The organism is uncultured Flavonifractor sp., from assembly GCF_944385615.1.
Lineage (GTDB): Bacteria > Bacillota > Clostridia > Oscillospirales > Oscillospiraceae > Flavonifractor.
In genome coordinates this window covers 1-18,693 of sequence record NZ_CALWXV010000024.1, presented here as the reverse complement: position 1 = coordinate 18,693, position 18,693 = coordinate 1, and the positions used below count along the sequence as shown (strand labels likewise).

The window sequence follows — 18,693 nt, the reverse complement described above, 5'->3', positions numbered from 1 at the left end:
ATGAGTACCTTTTTTACCATGCTGGTGCCCATCATCATCGGGGCGGTGGCCCTGTGGGGAATGGTGCGGAAGGTGGATGTGTACAGCGCCCTTATCGCCGGGGCGGAGGAGGGGCTGGGGGTGCTCATCCGCATTGTGCCCGCTCTGGTGGGGCTGCTGACGGCGGTCTATATGCTGCGGGCGTCGGGAGCGTTGGAGCTGGCGGCCCAGGCCCTGGCTCCGCTTCTGAATGCGGTGGGGATTCCGCCGGAGACGGTAGCCCTGATGCTGGTGCGGCCGGTCAGCGGCAGCGCCGCTTTGGGGGTGGGCTCGGAGCTTATCGCCACCTACGGCCCGGACTCCACCATCGGCCGTACCGCCGCCGTCATGCTGGGCTCCACCGAGACCACCTTTTACACCATTGCCGTCTACTTCGGGGCGGCGGGCATTGTCAAGACCCGCTATGCTGTCCCCGCCGCCCTGTGCGCCGATCTGGCCGGGTTTTTGGCTGCCGCCTGGGCGGTGCGGCTGCTCTTTTGAAAAGAACAGAAAAATAGACCCGCTGCCGCAGGCAGCGGGTCTTATTTTGGGTTACAGCGTAAAATCTTCGTCCTTCAATTTCCCCAGATCCAGCGCCACCGGCGGGGTGGGGACCCGTTTCAGCGGGTCGTACCGGAAGGAGCGGCAGCTGTCTCCGGGGGAGACCACGCCCTTTTTGACGCAGAGGATCTGCTCCTCGTTCAACTGGGTCCCCCGCTGACAGTAGCAGCAGCGGGGCTCAATGTCTTTTTGAAACAGCATGGGTTCCCTCCCGTCCTCCCGGATGAGGACCTTTACATAAAATTCCGTATTGTTTATTATACCACAGGCCGTCGCTTCTTGCCAAGATTTTTTCGTGTGCCCAGCGCCGCCGCCAGCAGAAAGCCCAGAAAGATGAGCCAGGCCGCCAGGATAGAGGCGGTGAGGGCGCTGTGAAATTCCATCCCGGCGATGCCGGCCACCTGATCGGCCAGATAGTTGGAGACAGGGGCGGTGAGGGGGATGAAGCGGACCAGCACCCACACAAAAAGGGCGGACAGCCCGCCATGGAGCAGCTTGCCCACCAGATAGGTCCGCACCGACAGGCCGCTGCCGCCGATGAAGGAGAGCACCTGACAGTGGACCGAGATGCCCGCCCACCCCAGCATAAAGGCGGCCATGGTGAGCCGTCCGGGAAGGGGACCTCCCCCCGACAGGGTGGAGACGCCGGAGGAGATTTCCAGCGCGCCGGTGAGCAGCCGCTGGGCCCACTCCGGGGTCAGGCCAAAGGGGGCCAGCACGGTACCCAGGGCCTGGGCCAGACCGGGCAGAAAGCCAGAGCGCATGAGCAGCTGGATGACCACCGTAAAAAACACCACAAAGGCACAGATATTCAAGGTAGAGAGAAAGGCGTTTTTCACCGAGTCGGTAAAGGCGGTGGAAAAGCGTTTGGCCTGGATCTGGGGGGCGGGCCGCCGCCGTCCGGTCTTGCCGCTGTCGGTACCGGCCTTATAAAACCGGAAAAGCAGCCCGATGCACACCGAGGCCAGGGCGTGGGCCAGGTAGAGGGCCACCCCCACTGTGCTGCTGGCAAAGATGCCCGCCCCTACCACCCCTAAAATAAAGGCGGGGCCCGAGTTGTTGCAGAAGGCCAGCAGCCGCTCGGCCTCGGTACGGGTACACATCCCCTTTTCATATAGGCTGATGGCGGTCTTGGCCCCCACCGGGTAGCCCCCCACAAACCCCAGGGCGAAGGCGGAGGCGCAGGCGCCGCCCACATGGAACAAAGGCCACATGATCCCCTCTAACAGACGGCCTAGATAGCCCGCCAGCCCCAGCTCCACCACCAGGGAGGAGAGCACAAAAAAGGGAAACAGAGAGGGGATAATCACATTGTAGCACAGCTGGAGGCCGGTCCGGGCCGCCTCCATGGATGGCTTGGGATAGAGCATCAGCGCCAGTGTGGCGCACAGCAGGACCAGGCCCAGGAGCAGATCGCGGACTCTGGCTTTGGACAGCAGCCGAGACATGGCACACACCTCCTTCCCAGAAAGGTATGCGCCAAACGGAACAAACTTGCCTGTTTATATCATGTATCAGCCGGTGCGGAACACATGGCTGAACAGGGTGTAGTCCTGTTCCAGCTTGGCCAGCAGACGGTAAGAGCCCCGGTGGAGGGCCCAGTCAATGACCACCCCCCGGAAATGACGGAATAAAAAGTCGGCGGTCCATTGGGCGGACCAGCCGGGCAGCAGCCCGCCCTCCGCCTCCGCCTGTTCCAGGCAGCTGGCCATGGCCCGCAGGGTAAAGCGGCTGGAATCCATGGAGGCGGTGTCGTCAGGGGCATCCAGCCGCCGCTGATAGTAGCGGGCCACCAGCTCCCAGCCCAGGTTCTCCAGAAATTCCGCGTAGTTTACCAAAAGCCGGCGCAGCCGCAGGGCGGGAGGCTCATCCTCATGACCAGCCAGGGACTGCTCCAGATAGCTGTCCAGAGGGGCAAAGCCCCGGGAGAGCAGGTCCTCCTTGGAGCGGAAGTGATGGTAAAAGGCTCCGGTGGTGATCCCCGCCTGCTGGCAGATCTCCCGGATGGAGACCTTGTCAAAGCTCTGCTTCCGGGACAGGTCCATGGCGGCCTGTAAAATGGCCTGCTCGGTCTGCCTGGCCTGGGCTTTTCTGCGGGAACGGTAGTCCTCCATGACTTCCACCTCTTGACAAAAGCGGTCCCCTGCCGCTATACTTGAAACAGGTCACATAACAAAGTTACGTCAGTCCTATAATCTTGATTATAGAGCAGGGTGATGAACTTGTCAAACGCTGAGAAAATTGCATTGCTCACCGATTCCACCGCGGATCTGTCCCCCGCTCTGGTGGGGGACAAGCCCATCTATGTGGTCCCCCTGAAGATCGTCTGCGCCGACGGGGAGTACTCCGACGGGGTGGATATCTTCGCCCCCGATGTGTATGACCGCCTGCACCGGGGGGAGCTGCCCAGAACCTCCCTGCCCGACGGCGGCAGTATCAGCGACACCCTGGACCGGATCAAGGCCGACGGCTATGAAAAGGTGCTGGCGGTGATGCTCTCCTCCGGCCTGTCGGGTACCTATAATATGGTGCGCCTCCAGGCCGAGACCCGCCGGGACCTGGAAATTGCCGTGTTTGACTCCAAGAGCGGCTCGCTGGGCATGGGGATCATGGTGCTCCAGCTGTGGGAGGATATCCAGGCGGGGGCCAGCTGGGACTGGCTGGTGGAAAAACGGCTTCCCAGCCTGATTGCCAATACCTTCCCCTTTTTCTCGGTGGATACCCTGGAATACCTGAGCAAAGGCGGGCGGATCGGCAAGGTGGCCGCCTTTGCCGGCACCCTGTTAAGCATCAAGCCCATCATTTCCTTTGCCGAGGACGGCCAGCTGCAAAGCGTGGCAAAGGTACGGGGGCGGCGGCAGGTCCAGGACAAGATCCTGGATCTGATGGAACAGCGCCTCCGGCCTGGCGTCCGGTACAATCTGGGCGTGGCCAACGGCGGCGCGCCCGAAGAGATGAAAGAGCTGGCCCAGCGGATCAGAGAACGCTTTCCCAACGCCGAGCATATCTGGGAGGGGGCCATTGACGCCACCCTCAGCGTGTATATCGGCGACGGCGTGCTGGGGGGCGGTATCCAGCTGCTGGAGTAATGACAGGTAAAGACAGAAGCCGAGAGTATTTGCCGATAACAGGGAATGTTATGAAATTAAGTGTAATATCCTACAAAAGTTCCACCATCTGTTTTTAAAACAGATGGTGGAACTTTTACTTGGACGCTAAACATATAAAGTATATAGCTATAATAATAATAGCAATAAGCATAATTGTGGGAATCAAAAATAAGAGTATAATTTTTATTTTTGGTAACCTAGCCGTTTTTTTGAGATCTGCAAAAAATGCATCTTGATTGAGAATATAATCATCCGAAAATTCTTTTTGCTTATCAAGCATAATGGGGTCATTCGTGTAATTAAATAAGAACTTTAAACTAAGCTCCAATTTCTGATAGTTAAAAAGCCAGTAAGTAAATCGGCTCAATTCTTTTAGTTCTAAAATGGATTCCAGGATTTCTTCTATCTGTCCTCGCTGTTTTTCAATGCAGTTTATCATTAACGAGGTCGGCATGAGATCCCCTATGTATTTGCGAGGATCATCATAGTTCCTTGATAAGCGCAGAATTGCCTTGTAAATCTTCATATGCGCTTGATACGGTACAATTATCAGAGTACCCCATAGACCGATGATAATTGTTGAAATCAGGGTGGAAATGATGCCGATAATCAAATCGTTCATTATATTTTTTTGCTTCTTTCTCCTTCTACTAGTTTCTGATACATTCTCATCAGTTCCGCCACACAAGAGGTCTCGGTGGTGGTTTTGATGTCAAAGCCGTAAGCCTGCATGACGGCCCGGTCATTTTGCTGGTGGGCTTTCCGCAGCTCCGGGGGCATGGCTACTTCGTCGTAGAGGTCGGCCAGGGAGCAGTCCGGGTACAGCGCCCGGGCGTCCAGGATGGCCTGGGCGGTCTGCTCGATTTTGGCTTTCTGCTGTTCGGTGGGGTTGGGCCAGGGGAAATTGTTGTAGACAATATTAACTGAATAACGGTAGTCGCTCTTAATTCTTCCACAAACTATACGGATCCATGCGTTATGTACATTTGACATCAATATACCGAAATGAAATAAGGTAGCATGAGACATTAATAAGTTAGCATCACCACAAATAATTTCAGGACTTACAAATCCAATAGGAATATATCGCCTATTTTGAGAGGAATGTCTTGGAATAATAATATACTGAGTATCAGGTTGCCTAATTTCTCCAAACAATGTTGGTGTTTGAGCAAGCTTTTTTGTTGCTTGGCGCTTGCTATCTTCTCGCATTTGCTGTACTGCTCTAACTGCATCTAGTACCGGCGGTACTTTTTTCAGCATCACAGGAGAAATACCTTTGAGCCACAAGCACCATCGTTCTTTATTGTGTAAAAATTCTGATGCACCTAAGAAAAGTTTGAACATATCTGCTGCATCAGGATAGGTATTAATAATTGCATTTTTTTGCTCTGTAGAGTAATCACAAAGATATCCGCCGTCATTAGGCATATTTCCAAATACAACTGCTGGTACGTTGTATATAGGGCGATTACGGCTGTCAATTAAAACATTTGGGCCGTCTATCAGGTATGGATTAATGTTTTTTGCTATTTGTGGTCTGTCTGACGAAAAAATAAATTTTCTTTTGCTATTAGAGCAAGTGCTAAAACCTATGATTACACAATGCACATGAGCTTTGATCTTAGCCTCGCTATCCCACTGAAATGTACGATGTGCAAAATCAATATGAATACCTTTATCAAATAAATCTTTCCATAAAATCGGAACTTGTTCGCCTTGTGTAATTGAATTTGTTGACACTAGGGCGGCATGAATTTGACTATTTTGCATTAAAATAGATGCTTTTATATACCATCCAGCAACATAATCTAAATTTCCTGCTTTTTTATGCCCTAAAAATACTTCGGCTAAGTCTTCCTTTTGAGGGTTCTTCATTAGTCTTGCGCCGACAAACGGCGGGTTGCCCATAATATAATTTAGCTTTCCCTTGGGCACCACGCTCTCCCAGTCCATCCGCAGGGCGTTGCCCTCGATGATATTGGCGTAGGATTTCAGGGGCAGAAAATCCAGCGACAGACGGACGATATCCTCCGTCTCCTTCATCATCTGGCTTTCCGCGATCCAAAGGGCGGTTTTCGCCACCGACACGGCAAAGTCGTTGAGCTCGATCCCGTAGAACTGACCGATGGAGACTTGAATGGGATTGGTGACATGGCCCAGAGAGACCTGGTTATGTTGCAGCAGGGCAATGACCTGGTTTTCCAGCCGCCGCAGGGACAGATAGGTCTCCGTCAAAAAGTTGCCCGAACCGCAGGCCGGGTCTAAGAAGGTCAGCCCCGCCAGCTTGGCCTGAAAGGCGTTTAACCGGGCTGTGCGGGTCTTGTCCACCGGGATCTCCTTGATTTCCTCCCACTCGCTCCGCAAATCGTCCAAAAACAGCGGGTCGATCACCTTGTGGATGTTCTCAATGCTGGTATAGTGCATTCCGTTCCTGCGGCGGGTCTCCTGGTTGAGGGTGCTTTCAAATACAGCGCCGAAAATGGTGGGACTGATGACCGACCAGTCAAACTCCTCGCTGGCCTTGTGGAGGATCAAATCCACAATGGCCTGATCCAGCCGGGGGATCACAAGGTCCTCCTGGGCAAACAGACCACCGTTGACATAGGGGAAGGCCGCCAGATCGTCGTCCATATAGGGGTCCCGGTCCTCCGGTTTGGTGTCCAGCACCTGGAACAGGTCGATCAGCGCCCGGCGGGCATCGGAAATATGGCGCTGCAAATAGTTGTGGAACATATTGCGCCCGCCAAAGATCCCGGCGTCCTCGGCATACAGGCAGAAGACCAGGCGCACGCACAGGGCGTTCAGGCTTTTCAGCGTCTCCTCGGCCTCCGGGTCCTTGTACTGCTTGAGCAGCGCGTCGTACAGCACGCCCACGATCTCGCCTGCTTGCAGGGAGACTTCCATCTCCTTTTTGATGTTGGTGTCCCCGGTGTCCACCAGGAATTGGAGCCGGTAATACTCCTTTTCCAGGTCTTTGAGCTGGATGATCTCCGGGTCGCCGGTGGGGCGCTCCATATCGTAGACATAGAACTCGGCAAAGTTGCAGGTGACGATCCACCGGGGGCGCTGGGAGTAGGGCAGCTCGGCGGCGTACCGCTTGGCCTGCTGGAAGGGGGAGAGCAGGGTACCGTCCGACTGCCTGATAGGCTTGTTCAGCTCTTTTCCCAGGCTTTTCTGCTCGATGAGAACGTGGGTGGACGGAATCAGACCGTCAATAAAGCTGGTGTGGTCCAGAATGACCTGATCTTCAAAAGTGATGAACTGTTCGGGGTGCTCCACACCGTACACATCCCGAAGCAGAGAAAGCCAGAAGGGCTGGCTGTGTCCCTTTTCATAACCTTTCCCCGCCCAGTCGGCGGAAAACTGTTTGGCAGCGGCGCGGCGTTGGGCTTCTGTCATGGCGGATAACCTCCTATTTTTGTCTCTGTTTGCTTTAGCATACCACAAACCGGCAAAGGATGCCAGACAACAGGGGTAAGCGCATAGAAAAGTCCTGCCGCGAGACTTTACGGCAGGACTTTGGGTTGGATGTTAGGTCTTGGGGGTGGTATCCTTGGACGGCGCCAGCCGCTTATGGATGTCCCGGCGGAGCAGGGTATAGAGCACCGAGGCGATGGGGACCGCCACCAGCACGCCGGGCAGGCCCAGCAGACTGCCGCCCACGGTGACGGCGGCCAGCACCCAGATGCCGGGCAGGCCCAGAGAGGTGCCCACCACCCGGGGATAGATCACGTTGCCCTCCACCTGCTGGAGGATCACCAGGAAGACCACAAAGATCAGAGCCTTCAGGGGGGAGACCATCAGCAGCAGAATGGCCGACACGATGGCCCCGATGTAGGCCCCCGCCACCGGGATCAGGGCGGAGGCGCCCACGGTGACGCCAATGAGGGGGGCGTAGTCAGGCTGGATAAAGAGCATCCCCAAAGAGCACAGGCTGCCCAGGATACAGGCCTCAATACACTGTCCGGTAATGAACTTAGTAAAGGTGGCGGCGGTCAGATCCACCACATCGGAGAGGGGAGAGACCACCTTGGCGGGGACGTAGGCCTTCAGCAGCCGGCGGCACTGGCCCAGCAGCTTATCCCGGCCGGAGAGCATATAGATGGAAAAGACCAGCGCCAGCACTCCGGTAACCAGGATGGACACCAGACCAGTGGTGAACTCCACCAGCTGGGGGCCCAGGTTGGAGAGGAAGTTCAGGGCCTTGCTGAACAGACCCTGCAAGGTGGTGTTCAGCTTGGACAGATCCAGCTGCTCAATGTCCAGATTCAGATAGCCAAGCAGATGGTTGATGGAGTTTTGGGCGTTGGCAATGTACCCGCTCAGGTTCATCACAAAGGTCTGGATGCTCTCCACCAGCTTGGGCAGTACAAAGGAGAAGATGGCCGCGATGATGATGATGAGGGCCAGATAGGCGGTGAGCACCGCCAGAGGCCGGGCGGCAGATTTGTTCAATCCCCGGTTGTACAGCCGGAAGAAAAACTGACAGGGCCGGTTGAGAATAAAGGCCAGGCAGAAGCCGATGATGAGGGGCTTGAACACCCCCAGCACCGTACCGGCGGCAAATGCCACCACATCCAGCCGGGCCAGCACCATCACCAGCACCACGGCATAGGTGATAATCAGCAAAATGCTTTTAAACAGCTTTTTATCCATGGCGGACCTCAATCTTAAATGATAATAGTAACACCACTATAGCACCCCTGTTCCCTTCCGTCAACGGGAAAGCGAAAAGATGGAAAAAAAGGCCCGGGACGAAAGATTTTACTTGACAGCGGAAAAGAGTAGGCTTATAATCTAGTAAACAGATAGGAATTGAGTAAATTTCAGAAAGGAGCCACCCATGCCAGAGAAATTTATTTACGTCGATCACGCGGCTACCACCGCTGTTACCAATACTGCCCTAACCGCCATGCTGCCCCACTTTACCCAGGCGTATGGCAACCCCTCCAGCCTGTACCGCTTTGCTCAGGAGGGCAAGACCCACCTGGAACAGGCCCGGGCCCAGGTGGCTGCCTGCCTGAACGCCAAGCCTGAGGAAATCTATTTCACCTCCGGCGGAACCGAGGCCGACAACTGGGCCCTGCGGGGTGTGGCCGAGCTGATGGCCCTCAAGGGCAAAAAGACCGGCCACATCATCACCAGCGCCATCGAGCACCACGCCGTGCTCCACACCGCCCAGTACCTGGAGAAACAGGGCTATGAGGTGACCTACCTGCCGGTGGACGGGGACGGCTTAGTGGATCCCGCCGCCGTGGAGGCCGCCATCCGGCCCGATACCATCCTCATCTCCATCATGGCCGCCAACAACGAGATCGGCACTGTGGAGCCCATCGCGGAGATCGGAGCCATTGCCAAAGCCCACAAGGTGCTCTTCCACACCGACGCCGTCCAGGCAGTGGGCCATATCCCGGTGGATGTGGAGGCCTGGAATGTGGACCTGCTCTCCCTGTCCGGCCACAAGTTTGGCGGACCCAAGGGGATCGGGGCCCTGTATATGAAAAAGCCCCTGCGGCTGCCCGCCCTCATTCAGGGAGGCGGACAGGAGAAGGGCCGCCGCTCGGGCACGGAAAACGTCCCCGGCGCGGTGGGTATGGCCGCCGCCCTGAAAGAGGCGGTGGACAAGCTGCCCCAGGAGGCCGCCCGCCTGTCCGCCCTGCGGGATAAGCTGATGGCCGGACTGACCGCCCTGCCCTACGCCAGAAGCACCGGCCACCCGGACAAGCGGCTGCCCGGTACCGCCTCCTTTGTCTTTGAGGGGGTGGAGGGAGAGGCCCTGCTGCTCCATCTGGACGCCAAGGGCATCTGTGCCTCCTCCGGTTCCGCCTGCTCCTCCGCCTCTCTGGACCCCTCCCATGTGCTGCTGGCCATCGGCCTGCCCCACGCCATCGCCCACGGGTCCCTCCGGCTCTCCCTGGGGCCGGACAACACCGAGGAAGAGGTAGACTATATTCTGAAAGAAGTGCCCGCTGTGGTGGCCTACCTGCGGGAGATGTCCCCTGTTTGGGATCAAGAGACCCAGAAACCCACCTGGGAGCTGTAACAAGATAGAACTGCTGAAAAGGAGCAACTGCTATGCTGTATTCTGATAAGGTTATGGACCATTTTGAGCATCCCCGCAACGTGGGGGAGATCGAGAACGCCGACGGGGTGGGCCAGGTGGGCAATCCCAAATGCGGCGACATTATGAAGATGTATCTGAAGATTGACGGCGATGTCATCACCGACGTGAAGTTCAAGACCTTTGGCTGTGGTTCCGCCATTGCCACCTCCTCTATGGCTACTGAGATGATTAAGGGTAAGACCATCGGAGAGGCCATGAACCTGACCAACGCCGCCGTGGCCGAGGCTCTGGACGGCCTGCCCGCCTATAAGATGCACTGTTCCGTGCTGGCGGAGGAGGCCATCAAGGCGGCTCTGGCCGACTACTACCAGAAGAAGGGGGAGCCGGTGCCCGATTCCCTCCGCCTGCCCTGTGAGGAGGGGGAGCACTGCTGCGCCTCCTGTGGATGATAAAAACCGCGCTTGCCAATCGGCAAGCGCAGTTTTGTTATACCGGCGGCAGCGGAGGCTGGGCATCCTCCGGCGGCGGGGCCAGATGGAAGGTAACGGTGGCCTTGAACAGGTCCCCGTCGATGCTGAGATCAAACTGCCCCTGTTGCAGTTCGGTGAGGCTGCGTGCGATGGACAGCCCCAGGCCGGAGCCGTCGGTGGTACGGGAGCTGTCCCCCCGGACGAAGCGTTCCATCAGCTGCTCGGGAGGGATGTTGAGCTGCTGGCGGGAGATGTTTTTCACCGAAAAGACCGCCTTTTCTTCCTGCCGGGCGATCTCCACATATACCCGGGTACCCTCCAGGGCGTACTTGTTGCAGTTGGACAGCAGGTTGTCGATGACCCGCCAGAGGTGGTGGCCGTCGGCCAGGATCCAGACCTCCTCCTTCGGGTAAAGGGTGACCGGCGTCAAACCGCTCTGGGCAAATTTTTCCTCAAATTCCCCCAGGGCCTGCTGCACCAGCTGTACCATGCTCAGCCGCTCCAGATGGACCGACAGGGTGCCGGTGGAGGCTTTGGAGGCCTCCACCAGATCCTCGGTCAGCTTTTTCAGCCGTAAGCTCTTCCGGGTGAGCACCTCGATATAGGACTGGATCTGAGGGTTGTCGATGGGCTCCTTTTTCAACAGGTCCACATAGTTGATGATGGAGGTGAGGGGGGTTTTCAGGTCGTGGGACACGTTGGTGATAAGCTCGGCCCGGAAACGCTCGCTGCGGATGCGCTGGTCCACCGCTTGGCTGATGGTGTCGCCCAGGTCGTTGAGCTGCCGGGCGTGCTCGGCCAGGTCGTGATAGAGCCCCTTGGTGTCGATCTTGAAGCTGGGGTCGCCCCCCAAAATCTGTTCCGCCCCCTGCCGTACCCGGCTCCATTGGATGGTCCACCGGCACAGCAGCCACAGCACCAGCCCCTGGTAGACGGGGATGAGCACCAGGGTCAGGCCGGTAAGGAAGGTGCCCAGCAGATAGAGCAGGAAAAAGGCGATGGTGCGCCCGGTGAGGGGCCAGCTGCGGACCAGGCTCTGCACGGCCAGGCCCAGCACCCGAATCAGCCGCCACACCAGAGTGTTGGACCAAAGGGTATGGGCCCGGGCCCGGACGATGAGGGTCAGCAAAGAGGAGAGCAGACACAGTCCGATGCCGCAGGACACCAGGGCCAGCCCCACCACCACGTCGGTGGAAGGACCGTTGGCGTTGAGGGCCACGGACATGGGGTCCCCGCCGGCCAGCAGCAGAATGACCGCCCATATCTCCAGCAGCAGCAACAGGTCCAGGGGGATGCGGTCAAACCGGCTGAGTACGATGCCTTCCCGGTCAGGCCGCCGGCCTGCCGTGCGGAAAAGGAAAATGCACAGCAGCACACAGGACAGGTCCAGCACCGCCGTCAGCACCGCCATGGCGGGCAGATAGCGGGCATACTCGTTAAAGTCCTGAGCGCTGTCCCAAAAGTCGTCCTGCACCTCCAGGGGAGAGGCCACACCGTACTCCACCGCCAGCTCCACATAGAGCAGCCGGGTGTCCTGGGCCTGGTTGTAGTCCCAGGAGTTTCCGTTAAAGGTATAGCCATACTGGGCGGCCAGGGCGGCGTCGCTGGGGGTAATGAGCTGTTCGTTTCCATCTTCCAGCACCACATAAAGCAGATAGTACTGCTTTTCCCCGTTCCATACAAAGTAGTCCTGACGGCGCTGGGTGCCGTCGTTGTAGGCCAGGGAAATGGAGTCTCGGAATACGGTATGGACGCTGCTCTCCATCGGGGTGCTGTCCTCCAGATTGGAGTAGATCAGCGCACCGGTATCGTTGCGCCGGATGGAAAACCGGAAATTGGTGCGGCTGGCGTCCAGATCGTATTCCAGATCGGCCAGCCGCTTCTGGTCCAGATAGGACAGCTTGGCCTCCCAGTTCTGATACTGGAGCAGCCGGGCCAGCTCGGATACCTGGTGAAAGCGGATCTCCATGTACTGATAGCAGGAATTGCTGGAGTAGTAACCCACGCCGGTCCACAGGGTGTCCCACTGGGAGAGGATGAACAGAGAGGCCCACACCCCTCCCACACCGGTGCCCAGGGCCAGGAGAAAGGCTATCACCTTCACCGCCAGCCGGCAGGCCAGTTGTTTCATGGTATCACAACTCCTTATCTATGCGTTGGGTCAGAGCTTTTCCATCTTATAGCCCAGGCCCCACACCACTTTGATGTACCGGGGGTTGGCCGGGTCGATCTCAATCTTTTCCCGCAGGTGCCTGATGTGTACCGCCACCGTGTTTTCCGAGCCCAGAGAGGGATCGTTCCACACCAGCTCATAGATCTGGCTGGTGGAAAAGACCCGGCCGGGATTTTTCAGCAGCAGCAATAAGATATTGTATTCCAGCGGGGTGAGGTTCACCTGGTCCCCGTCCACCGTCACGGACTTGGCGCTGTCATCCAGGGCGATGCCGCCGTTGGTAAGCAGCTTGGTATTTTCTCCGCCGCCGCTTTTCCCGCCCAGACTGGTGTACCGGCGCAGCTGGCTTTTCACCCGGGCGATGACTTCAATGGGGTTGAAGGGCTTGGTGATGTAGTCGTCTGCTCCGATATTCAGCCCCAGCACCTTGTCGGCGTCCTCGCTTTTGGCGGTAAGGAGGATGATGGGCACATTGTACTTTTCCCGCAGCTTGGCGGTGGTGCGGATACCGTCCAGGCCGGGCATCATAATGTCCATCAGGATCAGGTCTACTGTGTGGTGTTCCGCCTCCTTCAGGGCCTCCAGCCCGTCGTAGGCCTTCACAGTGCGGTAGCCCTCGCTGGTCAGATAGATGTCCAGAGCGGACACAATATCCTTGTCATCATCACAGATGAGAATGGTATACATAGGCTCACCTCGTTATACGCAAAGATTAGCAGATATCTTTTAAGGGAAGGGCGGGGAAATGGTTAAGAACCCTTTAAGATACAGGCCCGCTCTTCCAGCTGATGGGTGTGACAAGAAATATTCTACCCCCAACCAGTCCCAAAAGCAATGATTCCGGGGAGCGGATGGAAAAAGTTAAAAAATACTTGCGAGACCTGAAATATCCCGGTATAATGTGGAAAAATAAACTGTGCGGCGTCCCTGCCGTACCGCGGAGCGGACGGTGGGGGTCGCCGCTTTTTACAGCGGAGGCGGATATGGAACTCTGGATGGAGGAAGGGGACGCCTGGGCCCTGCTGGCCCGGCTGCTCAAGGAAAGGTTTGCGCTGGAGCGGCTGCCCGCTGTTGCCCGGACAGCGGAGGGCAAGCCCTGGTTTCCCAAGTACCCCCAGCTTCACTTTAATCTGAGCCACAGCAGAGGTCTGGCCCTGTGCGGGGAGGGGGGGTACCCTCTGGGGGTGGATGTGGAGCGGGTGCGGCCCCGGCGGGAGGGCCTGGCCCGGTATGTGCTTTCAGCGCTGGAATTTGCCTGGTTTCAACGCCAGGGCGGGGATTGGGGGAGCTTTTGCACCCTGTGGACCCTGAAGGAGGCCAGAGTAAAGTGTACCGGCGCCGGTCTGCGGCAGGCCCCCCGGTCCATTGCCGTGCCCCTGCTCCTGCCCGGACAGAGCGGCAGTCTGGACGGACTGCGCTTCCGGGCCTATGGGGGAGAGGGCTGGCGGGCGGCGGTGTGTACCGCCGGGACCGAGGCTCTGCCGGAGGCTGTTCAGAGGCGGGAATGACAAACTGTTTCTTAATCTTAATATCTTTTTAAGAAACAGGCGCTGATTTTCTAAAGGAACACCCGCTATACTTGATGCTGAGAAAGAGCATCATGAGGAGGGAGAGGCGTGAACATTCTGATCGTGACAGGAAAGTTCGGTATGGGCCACTGGTCGGCCTCCATGTCCCTGCGTCAGCAGCTGCTGCGGGCTTTCCCGGAGGCGCAAGTGGAAGTGATGGACTTGATTGCCTGCACCAGCCACAACCCCGAGTCCATGTACAAGTGGTTTAACGTACTGGTGACCAGGGGCAGCGGGCTGTTCAACCTTTATTATAAGTTTACCCAGAACAAAGACTCCGACCAGCGGCCCCTGAACGATGAGCAGTGTCCCGAGCGGGTGGAGGAGGTCTTTGCCCACAAGCGGCCCGATGTGGTCATCGCCACCCATCCTATCTGCGCCCGTATGGTGGCCCGGTGGAAACGGGAGACGGGCAGCAGCCTGCCCCTGGTGACCTGCATTACCGATCTGACCAGCCATTCCGAGTGGATCCACCGGGACACCGACTGTTATCTGGTGGGTACCCAGGAGATCCGGGAACGGCTGGTGGCCAAGGGGGTCAACCGGGAGATCATCTGTGTCACCGGCATCCCCGTCCGGGCGGAGTTCAAGCTGCCTGTCCACCGGGGAGACCGGCAGGAGCGCAATCTGCTCATCATGGGGGGCGGCCTGGGCATGATGCCCCGGAAGGATTCCTTCTATGAGGCCCTGGATACCATGCCCGGCGTACACACCACCATCATCACCGGCCGAAATCAGAAGCTGTATGACCGGTTGGTGGACAAGTATCAGAACATCAAGGTGGAGGGCTTTACCGACCGGGTCTATGAGTACATGGCGTGGGCGGATCTGGTGCTCACCAAGCCGGGCGGTATCACCGTCTTTGAGAGCATCTTCTCCGAGCTGCCCATTCTGGCCTGGGAGCCTTTCCTGGAGCAGGAGAAGCGCAACGCCCGCTTCCTGGTGGAGCGGGGCATGGGCCGGGTGGCAGGCAAGGAGCCCGACGAGTGCCTGACGGCCATCCGGGAGCTGATCTATGACGACTACACGCTGGCGGATATGTCGGCTAAAATGCGCGCCATGAAGGCCCAGCTGGAGCAGGAGAGCCTGATCCATATTTTGTCCCGGCTGACTGCGGGGAGAGGAGTGTGTGCCTGATGGACAAACGGAAGAGCCTGGTGGGGATCGGGCTGATTCTGGCCCTGATGGCGTTTACCGGCTATATGCTGCTGCGGGACATGTCCTTTTCCCGGCTGGCCGGTACCCTGCGCCAGCTTAACCCCCTGTGGCTGCTGGCGGGGCTGGGGATGATGTTCCTCTTCGTGGGCAGCGAGGCCATGTGCTCCCGCGTTATCCTGGGGCGGCTGGGCCATCCGGTGCGCTACCGCCGCTGCCTGGGCTATTCCTTTGTGGGCTTTTACGTCAGCGCCATCACCCCCTCTGCCACCGGCGGACAGCCGGCGCAGGTCTACTATATGTCCCGGGATCAGATCCCCGCCGCCCACGGTGCCCTCAATATGATGCTCATTGCCGTGTGCTACCAGGTGGTGGTCATTGGCTACGCCCTGGCGTCGGCCCTGCTCCACTTTGATCTGGTGCAGAATCTGGGGGGCGGTCTGGGACTGCTGCTGCTCTACGGCGCTCTGGTCAATGGGGGGCTGACGGCGGGGATGCTCTGCCTGATGTTCCTGCCCAACGCCGCCCGCAAGCTCACCGGCGGCGTGCTCAAGCTGCTGGTAAAGGTGCATATTATCCGCAATGAGGACAGCGCCCGCCAGCGCCTGGAAAAGCAGATGGAGGAATACCGCCGGGGGGCGGAGTGCGTCAAGCGCAACCCCGGCATGGTGCCCGCTCTGCTGATTCTCACCGTGGTGCAGCTCACCGCCCTGTTTTCCGTCCCGGTGGCGGTCTATTACGCCTTCGGCCTCAGCGGCAGCAGCCCGCTGGAGATCATCGCCACCCAGTCACTGGTGACCCTGGCGGTGTCCAACCTGCCTCTGCCCGGGGCAGTGGGGGCCTCTGAGGGCGGGTTCGTTACCGCCATGGCCCTCTTTTTCGGCACCAGCCTGGTGACCCCTGCCGTGCTGGTCTCCCGGGGCATCAGTTTTTATTCCTTCCTGCTGCTCAGTGCCGTCATTGCCCTTCTGGTCCACCTGCGGACCCACCGCAAGCGGCGGATGGAGGGACCGGCGCCTTACCCTAAGCAGGCCCGGGGGCCTATCGCAACCTGAAAAAAGCAGCGTCCATAGGACGCTGTTTTTTCTCTTGTGCCGCCGGGTCTGGTGCGTTATAATCAGGGGGTAAGAAAAAGGAGGCGGGATGATGTATTATTTGGGGATTGATCTGGGCGGTACCAATGTGGCCGCCGCCGTGGTGGAGGAAAGCGGTAAGCTTTTGGGCAAGGTCAGCCTGCCCACCCCCCGGGATGGTACCGCAGAGCAGGTGGCCGACCAGATGGCGGCGGCCTCCAGAGCGGCGGTGGAGCAGACCGGCCTGTCCATGGATGAGATCGCGTCGGTGGGCATCGGCTCCCCCGGCACCATTGAGCCGGATACCGGCGTGATCCGCTACTGGTCCAACCTGAATTTCAGCAATGTGCCCCTCACGTCCCTGATGGCGGAGCGGCTGCACAAGGAGATCTATCTGGAGAACGACGCCAACGCCGCCGCACTGGGGGAGTTTGCCGCCGGCGCAGGCAAGGGCAGCCAGTCTATGGTGGCCATCACCCTGGGTACCGGCGTGGGCGGCGGCGCCGTCCTCAACGGCAAGCTGTATACCGGCTTCAATTACGCCGGTATGGAGGTGGGCCATTTTGTGATCGAGCATGACGGCCGGCCCTGTACCTGCGGCCGGAAGGGCTGTTTTGAGGCCTACTGCTCCGCCACTGCCCTCATCAAGCGCACCCGGGAAGTGATGGAAGAGGACCGGAGCTCCAAGCTGTGGGAGCTGGCGGGCAGCCTGGAGGCGGTCAATGGCCGTACCCCCTTTGACGCCGCCGCGCTGGGCGACGCCGCCGCGGGAAAGGTCATTGACGAATATCTGAATTACCTGGGCTGCGGCGTGGCCAGCTTGGTCAACATCTTCCAGCCCGAGGTATTCTGCATTGGCGGCGGGCCCTCGGCTCAGGGAGAGACCCTGATGGCCCCGGTGCGCTATATCCTCAATCGGGAGGACTACGCCCGCAACAGCGTCCACCGTACCCGGCTGGTGCGGGCGGCGCTGGGCAACGACGCCGGTATCATCGGCGCGGCCCTGCTGCCCCTGTTCCGGTAATGCCCCACAGGGCCCGCCAGATGGCGGGCCCTGTTTGCTTCGTCTGACCTTATTCCACCGGCTCATACCCGTCGCAGAAGTCGGGCTGCTCCGGTTCGCTCTCCTCCTCCGGCCGGGGAAAGAGGACCAGGGACAGACCGTAAAGAGCCGCCGCGCTCAGGGCAATGACCTGGAGCTTGTGCTCCTCCAGCCAGGGGTGGTGTTCCTCCAGGGCGGGCAGCTTTGCCGCCGCCCCATACAGCAGGGCCGCCCCGCCGCCGCACAGGGCCAGCCGGACCAGGGCCTGCGTTTTGTCCGAAAGTTGCTCCATGGATACCCCTCCTTCTGTTCCAGTATAGCGGAGAAAACGGGACGCCATGCCCCCGCTTTAAGAAATTGTGGAGAAATGGTTAAGATTTATGCAGCGGCCTTGTATCGCTTCTGGAAATCAGCTATAATGTGACAAGATTTTGGAAGATAGTTATGTTCCAGACAGAATTTTGCAGGATTGAGGGCGAATACATGAAAGGCAAGCGAAAACAGCGTCCTGTCGCCCAGGAGGGGCCACGGCCCCGCCGGGATGTGCCGCGGGCCAACCCGGACCCGGAGCAGGGCCTGACCATGGCGCAGGTGAAGGAGCGCCAGCAGAACGGCTGGGCCAACGACCCGGTACAGTCCCCCACCAAGACCGTGGGCCAGATCGTGCGGGCCAACGTCTTCACCTTCTTCAACTTTATTTTCGTGGTGCTGGCTGTGCTGCTTATTTTGGTGGGCTCGGTGGAGGACCTGCTCTTTTTGTTTATCGCCCTTGCCAATACCGGCATCGGCATCTTGCAGCAGCTGCGCTCCAAGCAGACCATTGATAAGCTGAACCTGCTGGCCGCCCCACGGGCCAACGTGGTGCGGGAGGGACAGCTGGGCTCGGTACCCGCCGCCCATCTGGTGCGGGACGACGTGGCCGAGCTGGCCGCCGGGGACCAGATCCCCGCCGACGCCACCGTCCTCTCCGGTCAGATCCAGGTCAACGAGGCCCTTATCACCGGCGAGGCCGACGCCATTGTGAAAAAACCGGGGGATGAGCTGCTCTCCGGCTCCTTTGTGGTGGCCGGGCGCTGCCGGGCCCGGCTGGACCGGGTGGGGGCAGAGTCCTACGCCGCCAAGCTGACCCTGGAGGCCAAGAAGGACGTCACCGTAGGTAAAAGCGAGATGATGTCCTCTCTGGACAAGCTGATTCGGGTCATTGGTATCCTGCTCATTCCCATCGGCATCGCCCTGTTCGCCAAAGAATTTTTCCTGGTGGGCCGCACGGTGCAGGAGACAGTGGTATCCACCGTGGCCGCCCTCATCGGCATGATCCCCGAGGGGCTGTACCTGCTCACCAGCGTGGCTCTGGCGGTAAGCATGATCCGCTTGGCCCGGGGCAAGGTGCTGGCCCAGGATATGAACTGCATCGAGACCCTGGCCCGGGTGGACGTGCTGTGTGTGGACAAGACGG

At 58.8% G+C, this 18,693-nt stretch carries 18 protein-coding genes; 9 read left to right on the top strand and 9 right to left on the bottom strand.

What is annotated here, in order from left to right; all coding sequences use genetic code 11:
- Nucleotides 1-519: a spore maturation protein gene (locus Q0J75_RS07720; RefSeq protein ID WP_297199146.1), complete on the top strand. Its 519-nt coding sequence runs from the start codon at nt 1-3 to the stop codon at nt 517-519.
- A gap of 51 nt (nt 520-570) precedes the next feature.
- Here Q0J75_RS07720 and Q0J75_RS07715 read toward each other — a convergent pair whose 3' ends face one another.
- The 3 genes from Q0J75_RS07715 to Q0J75_RS07705 all read right to left on the bottom strand — a co-directional run bounded on the left by Q0J75_RS07715 (nt 571) and on the right by Q0J75_RS07705 (nt 2,693).
- A complete protein-coding gene (locus Q0J75_RS07715; protein ID WP_297199142.1) occupies nt 571-780 on the bottom strand; it encodes a hypothetical protein in 210 nt (69 codons plus the stop codon).
- Nucleotides 781-836: 56 nt separating this feature from the next.
- The gene (locus Q0J75_RS07710) at nt 837-2,027 is read right to left on the bottom strand and encodes a nucleoside recognition domain-containing protein (RefSeq protein ID WP_297199139.1); all 1,191 of its coding nucleotides are present in this window, start codon (nt 2,025-2,027) and stop codon (nt 837-839) included.
- 66 nt (nt 2,028-2,093) lie between these two features.
- Nucleotides 2,094-2,693, bottom strand: a complete 600-nt coding sequence (locus Q0J75_RS07705; protein ID WP_297199135.1) for a TetR/AcrR family transcriptional regulator — start codon at nt 2,691-2,693, stop codon at nt 2,094-2,096.
- A 102-nt stretch (nt 2,694-2,795) separates the two neighbouring features.
- Between Q0J75_RS07705 and Q0J75_RS07700 the strand changes: the two genes are divergently transcribed.
- Nucleotides 2,796-3,668 (top strand): DegV family protein, encoded by an 873-nt coding sequence (locus Q0J75_RS07700; protein WP_297199131.1) that lies wholly within the window; start codon nt 2,796-2,798, stop codon nt 3,666-3,668.
- Between the two features lie 115 nt (nt 3,669-3,783).
- On the opposite strand, the gene Q0J75_RS07695 is transcribed toward Q0J75_RS07700, so the two are convergent.
- The 3 genes from Q0J75_RS07695 to Q0J75_RS07685 all read right to left on the bottom strand — a co-directional run bounded on the left by Q0J75_RS07695 (nt 3,784) and on the right by Q0J75_RS07685 (nt 8,348).
- Nucleotides 3,784-4,311 (bottom strand): hypothetical protein, encoded by a 528-nt coding sequence (locus Q0J75_RS07695; RefSeq protein WP_297199128.1) that lies wholly within the window; start codon nt 4,309-4,311, stop codon nt 3,784-3,786.
- Nucleotides 4,311-7,091: a DNA methyltransferase gene (locus tag Q0J75_RS07690; RefSeq protein WP_297199125.1), complete on the bottom strand. Its 2,781-nt coding sequence runs from the start codon at nt 7,089-7,091 to the stop codon at nt 4,311-4,313. Before Q0J75_RS07690 ends, Q0J75_RS07695 begins: the two co-directional genes overlap by 1 nt.
- A gap of 132 nt (nt 7,092-7,223) precedes the next feature.
- Entirely contained in the window at nt 7,224-8,348 is a 1,125-nt protein-coding gene (locus Q0J75_RS07685; protein ID WP_297199122.1) for an AI-2E family transporter, read from the bottom strand.
- A 187-nt stretch (nt 8,349-8,535) separates the two neighbouring features.
- Here Q0J75_RS07685 and nifS point away from each other — a divergent pair, with 187 nt between their 5' ends.
- A complete protein-coding gene (gene nifS, locus Q0J75_RS07680; RefSeq protein WP_297199118.1) occupies nt 8,536-9,735 on the top strand; it encodes a cysteine desulfurase NifS in 1,200 nt (399 codons plus the stop codon).
- 32 nt (nt 9,736-9,767) lie between these two features.
- Complete coding sequence (nifU, locus tag Q0J75_RS07675; protein WP_297199115.1) at nt 9,768-10,205, top strand: Fe-S cluster assembly scaffold protein NifU; 438 nt, start codon at nt 9,768-9,770, stop codon at nt 10,203-10,205.
- 37 nt (nt 10,206-10,242) lie between these two features.
- Here nifU and Q0J75_RS07670 read toward each other — a convergent pair whose 3' ends face one another.
- Together Q0J75_RS07670 and Q0J75_RS07665 are read right to left on the bottom strand one after the other, a co-directional pair.
- Nucleotides 10,243-12,357, bottom strand: coding sequence for a sensor histidine kinase (locus Q0J75_RS07670; RefSeq protein WP_297199111.1), 2,115 nt, complete (start codon nt 12,355-12,357; stop codon nt 10,243-10,245).
- 30 nt (nt 12,358-12,387) lie between these two features.
- The gene (locus tag Q0J75_RS07665) at nt 12,388-13,086 is read right to left on the bottom strand and encodes a response regulator transcription factor (RefSeq protein WP_297199107.1); all 699 of its coding nucleotides are present in this window, start codon (nt 13,084-13,086) and stop codon (nt 12,388-12,390) included.
- 296 nt (nt 13,087-13,382) lie between these two features.
- On the opposite strand from Q0J75_RS07665, the gene Q0J75_RS07660 reads away from it, so the two are divergent.
- The 4 genes from Q0J75_RS07660 (at nt 13,383) to Q0J75_RS07645 (ending at nt 17,219) form a co-directional block, all read left to right on the top strand.
- Entirely contained in the window at nt 13,383-13,907 is a 525-nt protein-coding gene (locus Q0J75_RS07660) for a 4'-phosphopantetheinyl transferase family protein (RefSeq protein ID WP_297199105.1), read from the top strand.
- 108 nt (nt 13,908-14,015) lie between these two features.
- Nucleotides 14,016-15,104: an MGDG synthase family glycosyltransferase gene (locus Q0J75_RS07655; protein ID WP_297199102.1), complete on the top strand. Its 1,089-nt coding sequence runs from the start codon at nt 14,016-14,018 to the stop codon at nt 15,102-15,104.
- Complete coding sequence (locus Q0J75_RS07650; protein ID WP_297199099.1) at nt 15,104-16,177, top strand: lysylphosphatidylglycerol synthase transmembrane domain-containing protein; 1,074 nt, start codon at nt 15,104-15,106, stop codon at nt 16,175-16,177. The genes Q0J75_RS07655 and Q0J75_RS07650 overlap by 1 nt, the downstream gene beginning before the upstream one ends.
- 91 nt (nt 16,178-16,268) lie before the next feature.
- Entirely contained in the window at nt 16,269-17,219 is a 951-nt protein-coding gene (locus tag Q0J75_RS07645) for an ROK family protein (RefSeq protein ID WP_297199096.1), read from the top strand.
- Nucleotides 17,220-17,268: 49 nt separating this feature from the next.
- Here Q0J75_RS07645 and Q0J75_RS07640 read toward each other — a convergent pair whose 3' ends face one another.
- Entirely contained in the window at nt 17,269-17,529 is a 261-nt protein-coding gene (locus tag Q0J75_RS07640; protein ID WP_297199093.1) for a hypothetical protein, read from the bottom strand.
- Nucleotides 17,530-17,720: 191 nt separating this feature from the next.
- On the opposite strand from Q0J75_RS07640, the gene Q0J75_RS07635 reads away from it, so the two are divergent.
- Nucleotides 17,721-18,693 (top strand): HAD-IC family P-type ATPase (locus Q0J75_RS07635; protein WP_297199090.1); only part of this gene is annotated, 973 nt, incomplete at its 3' end.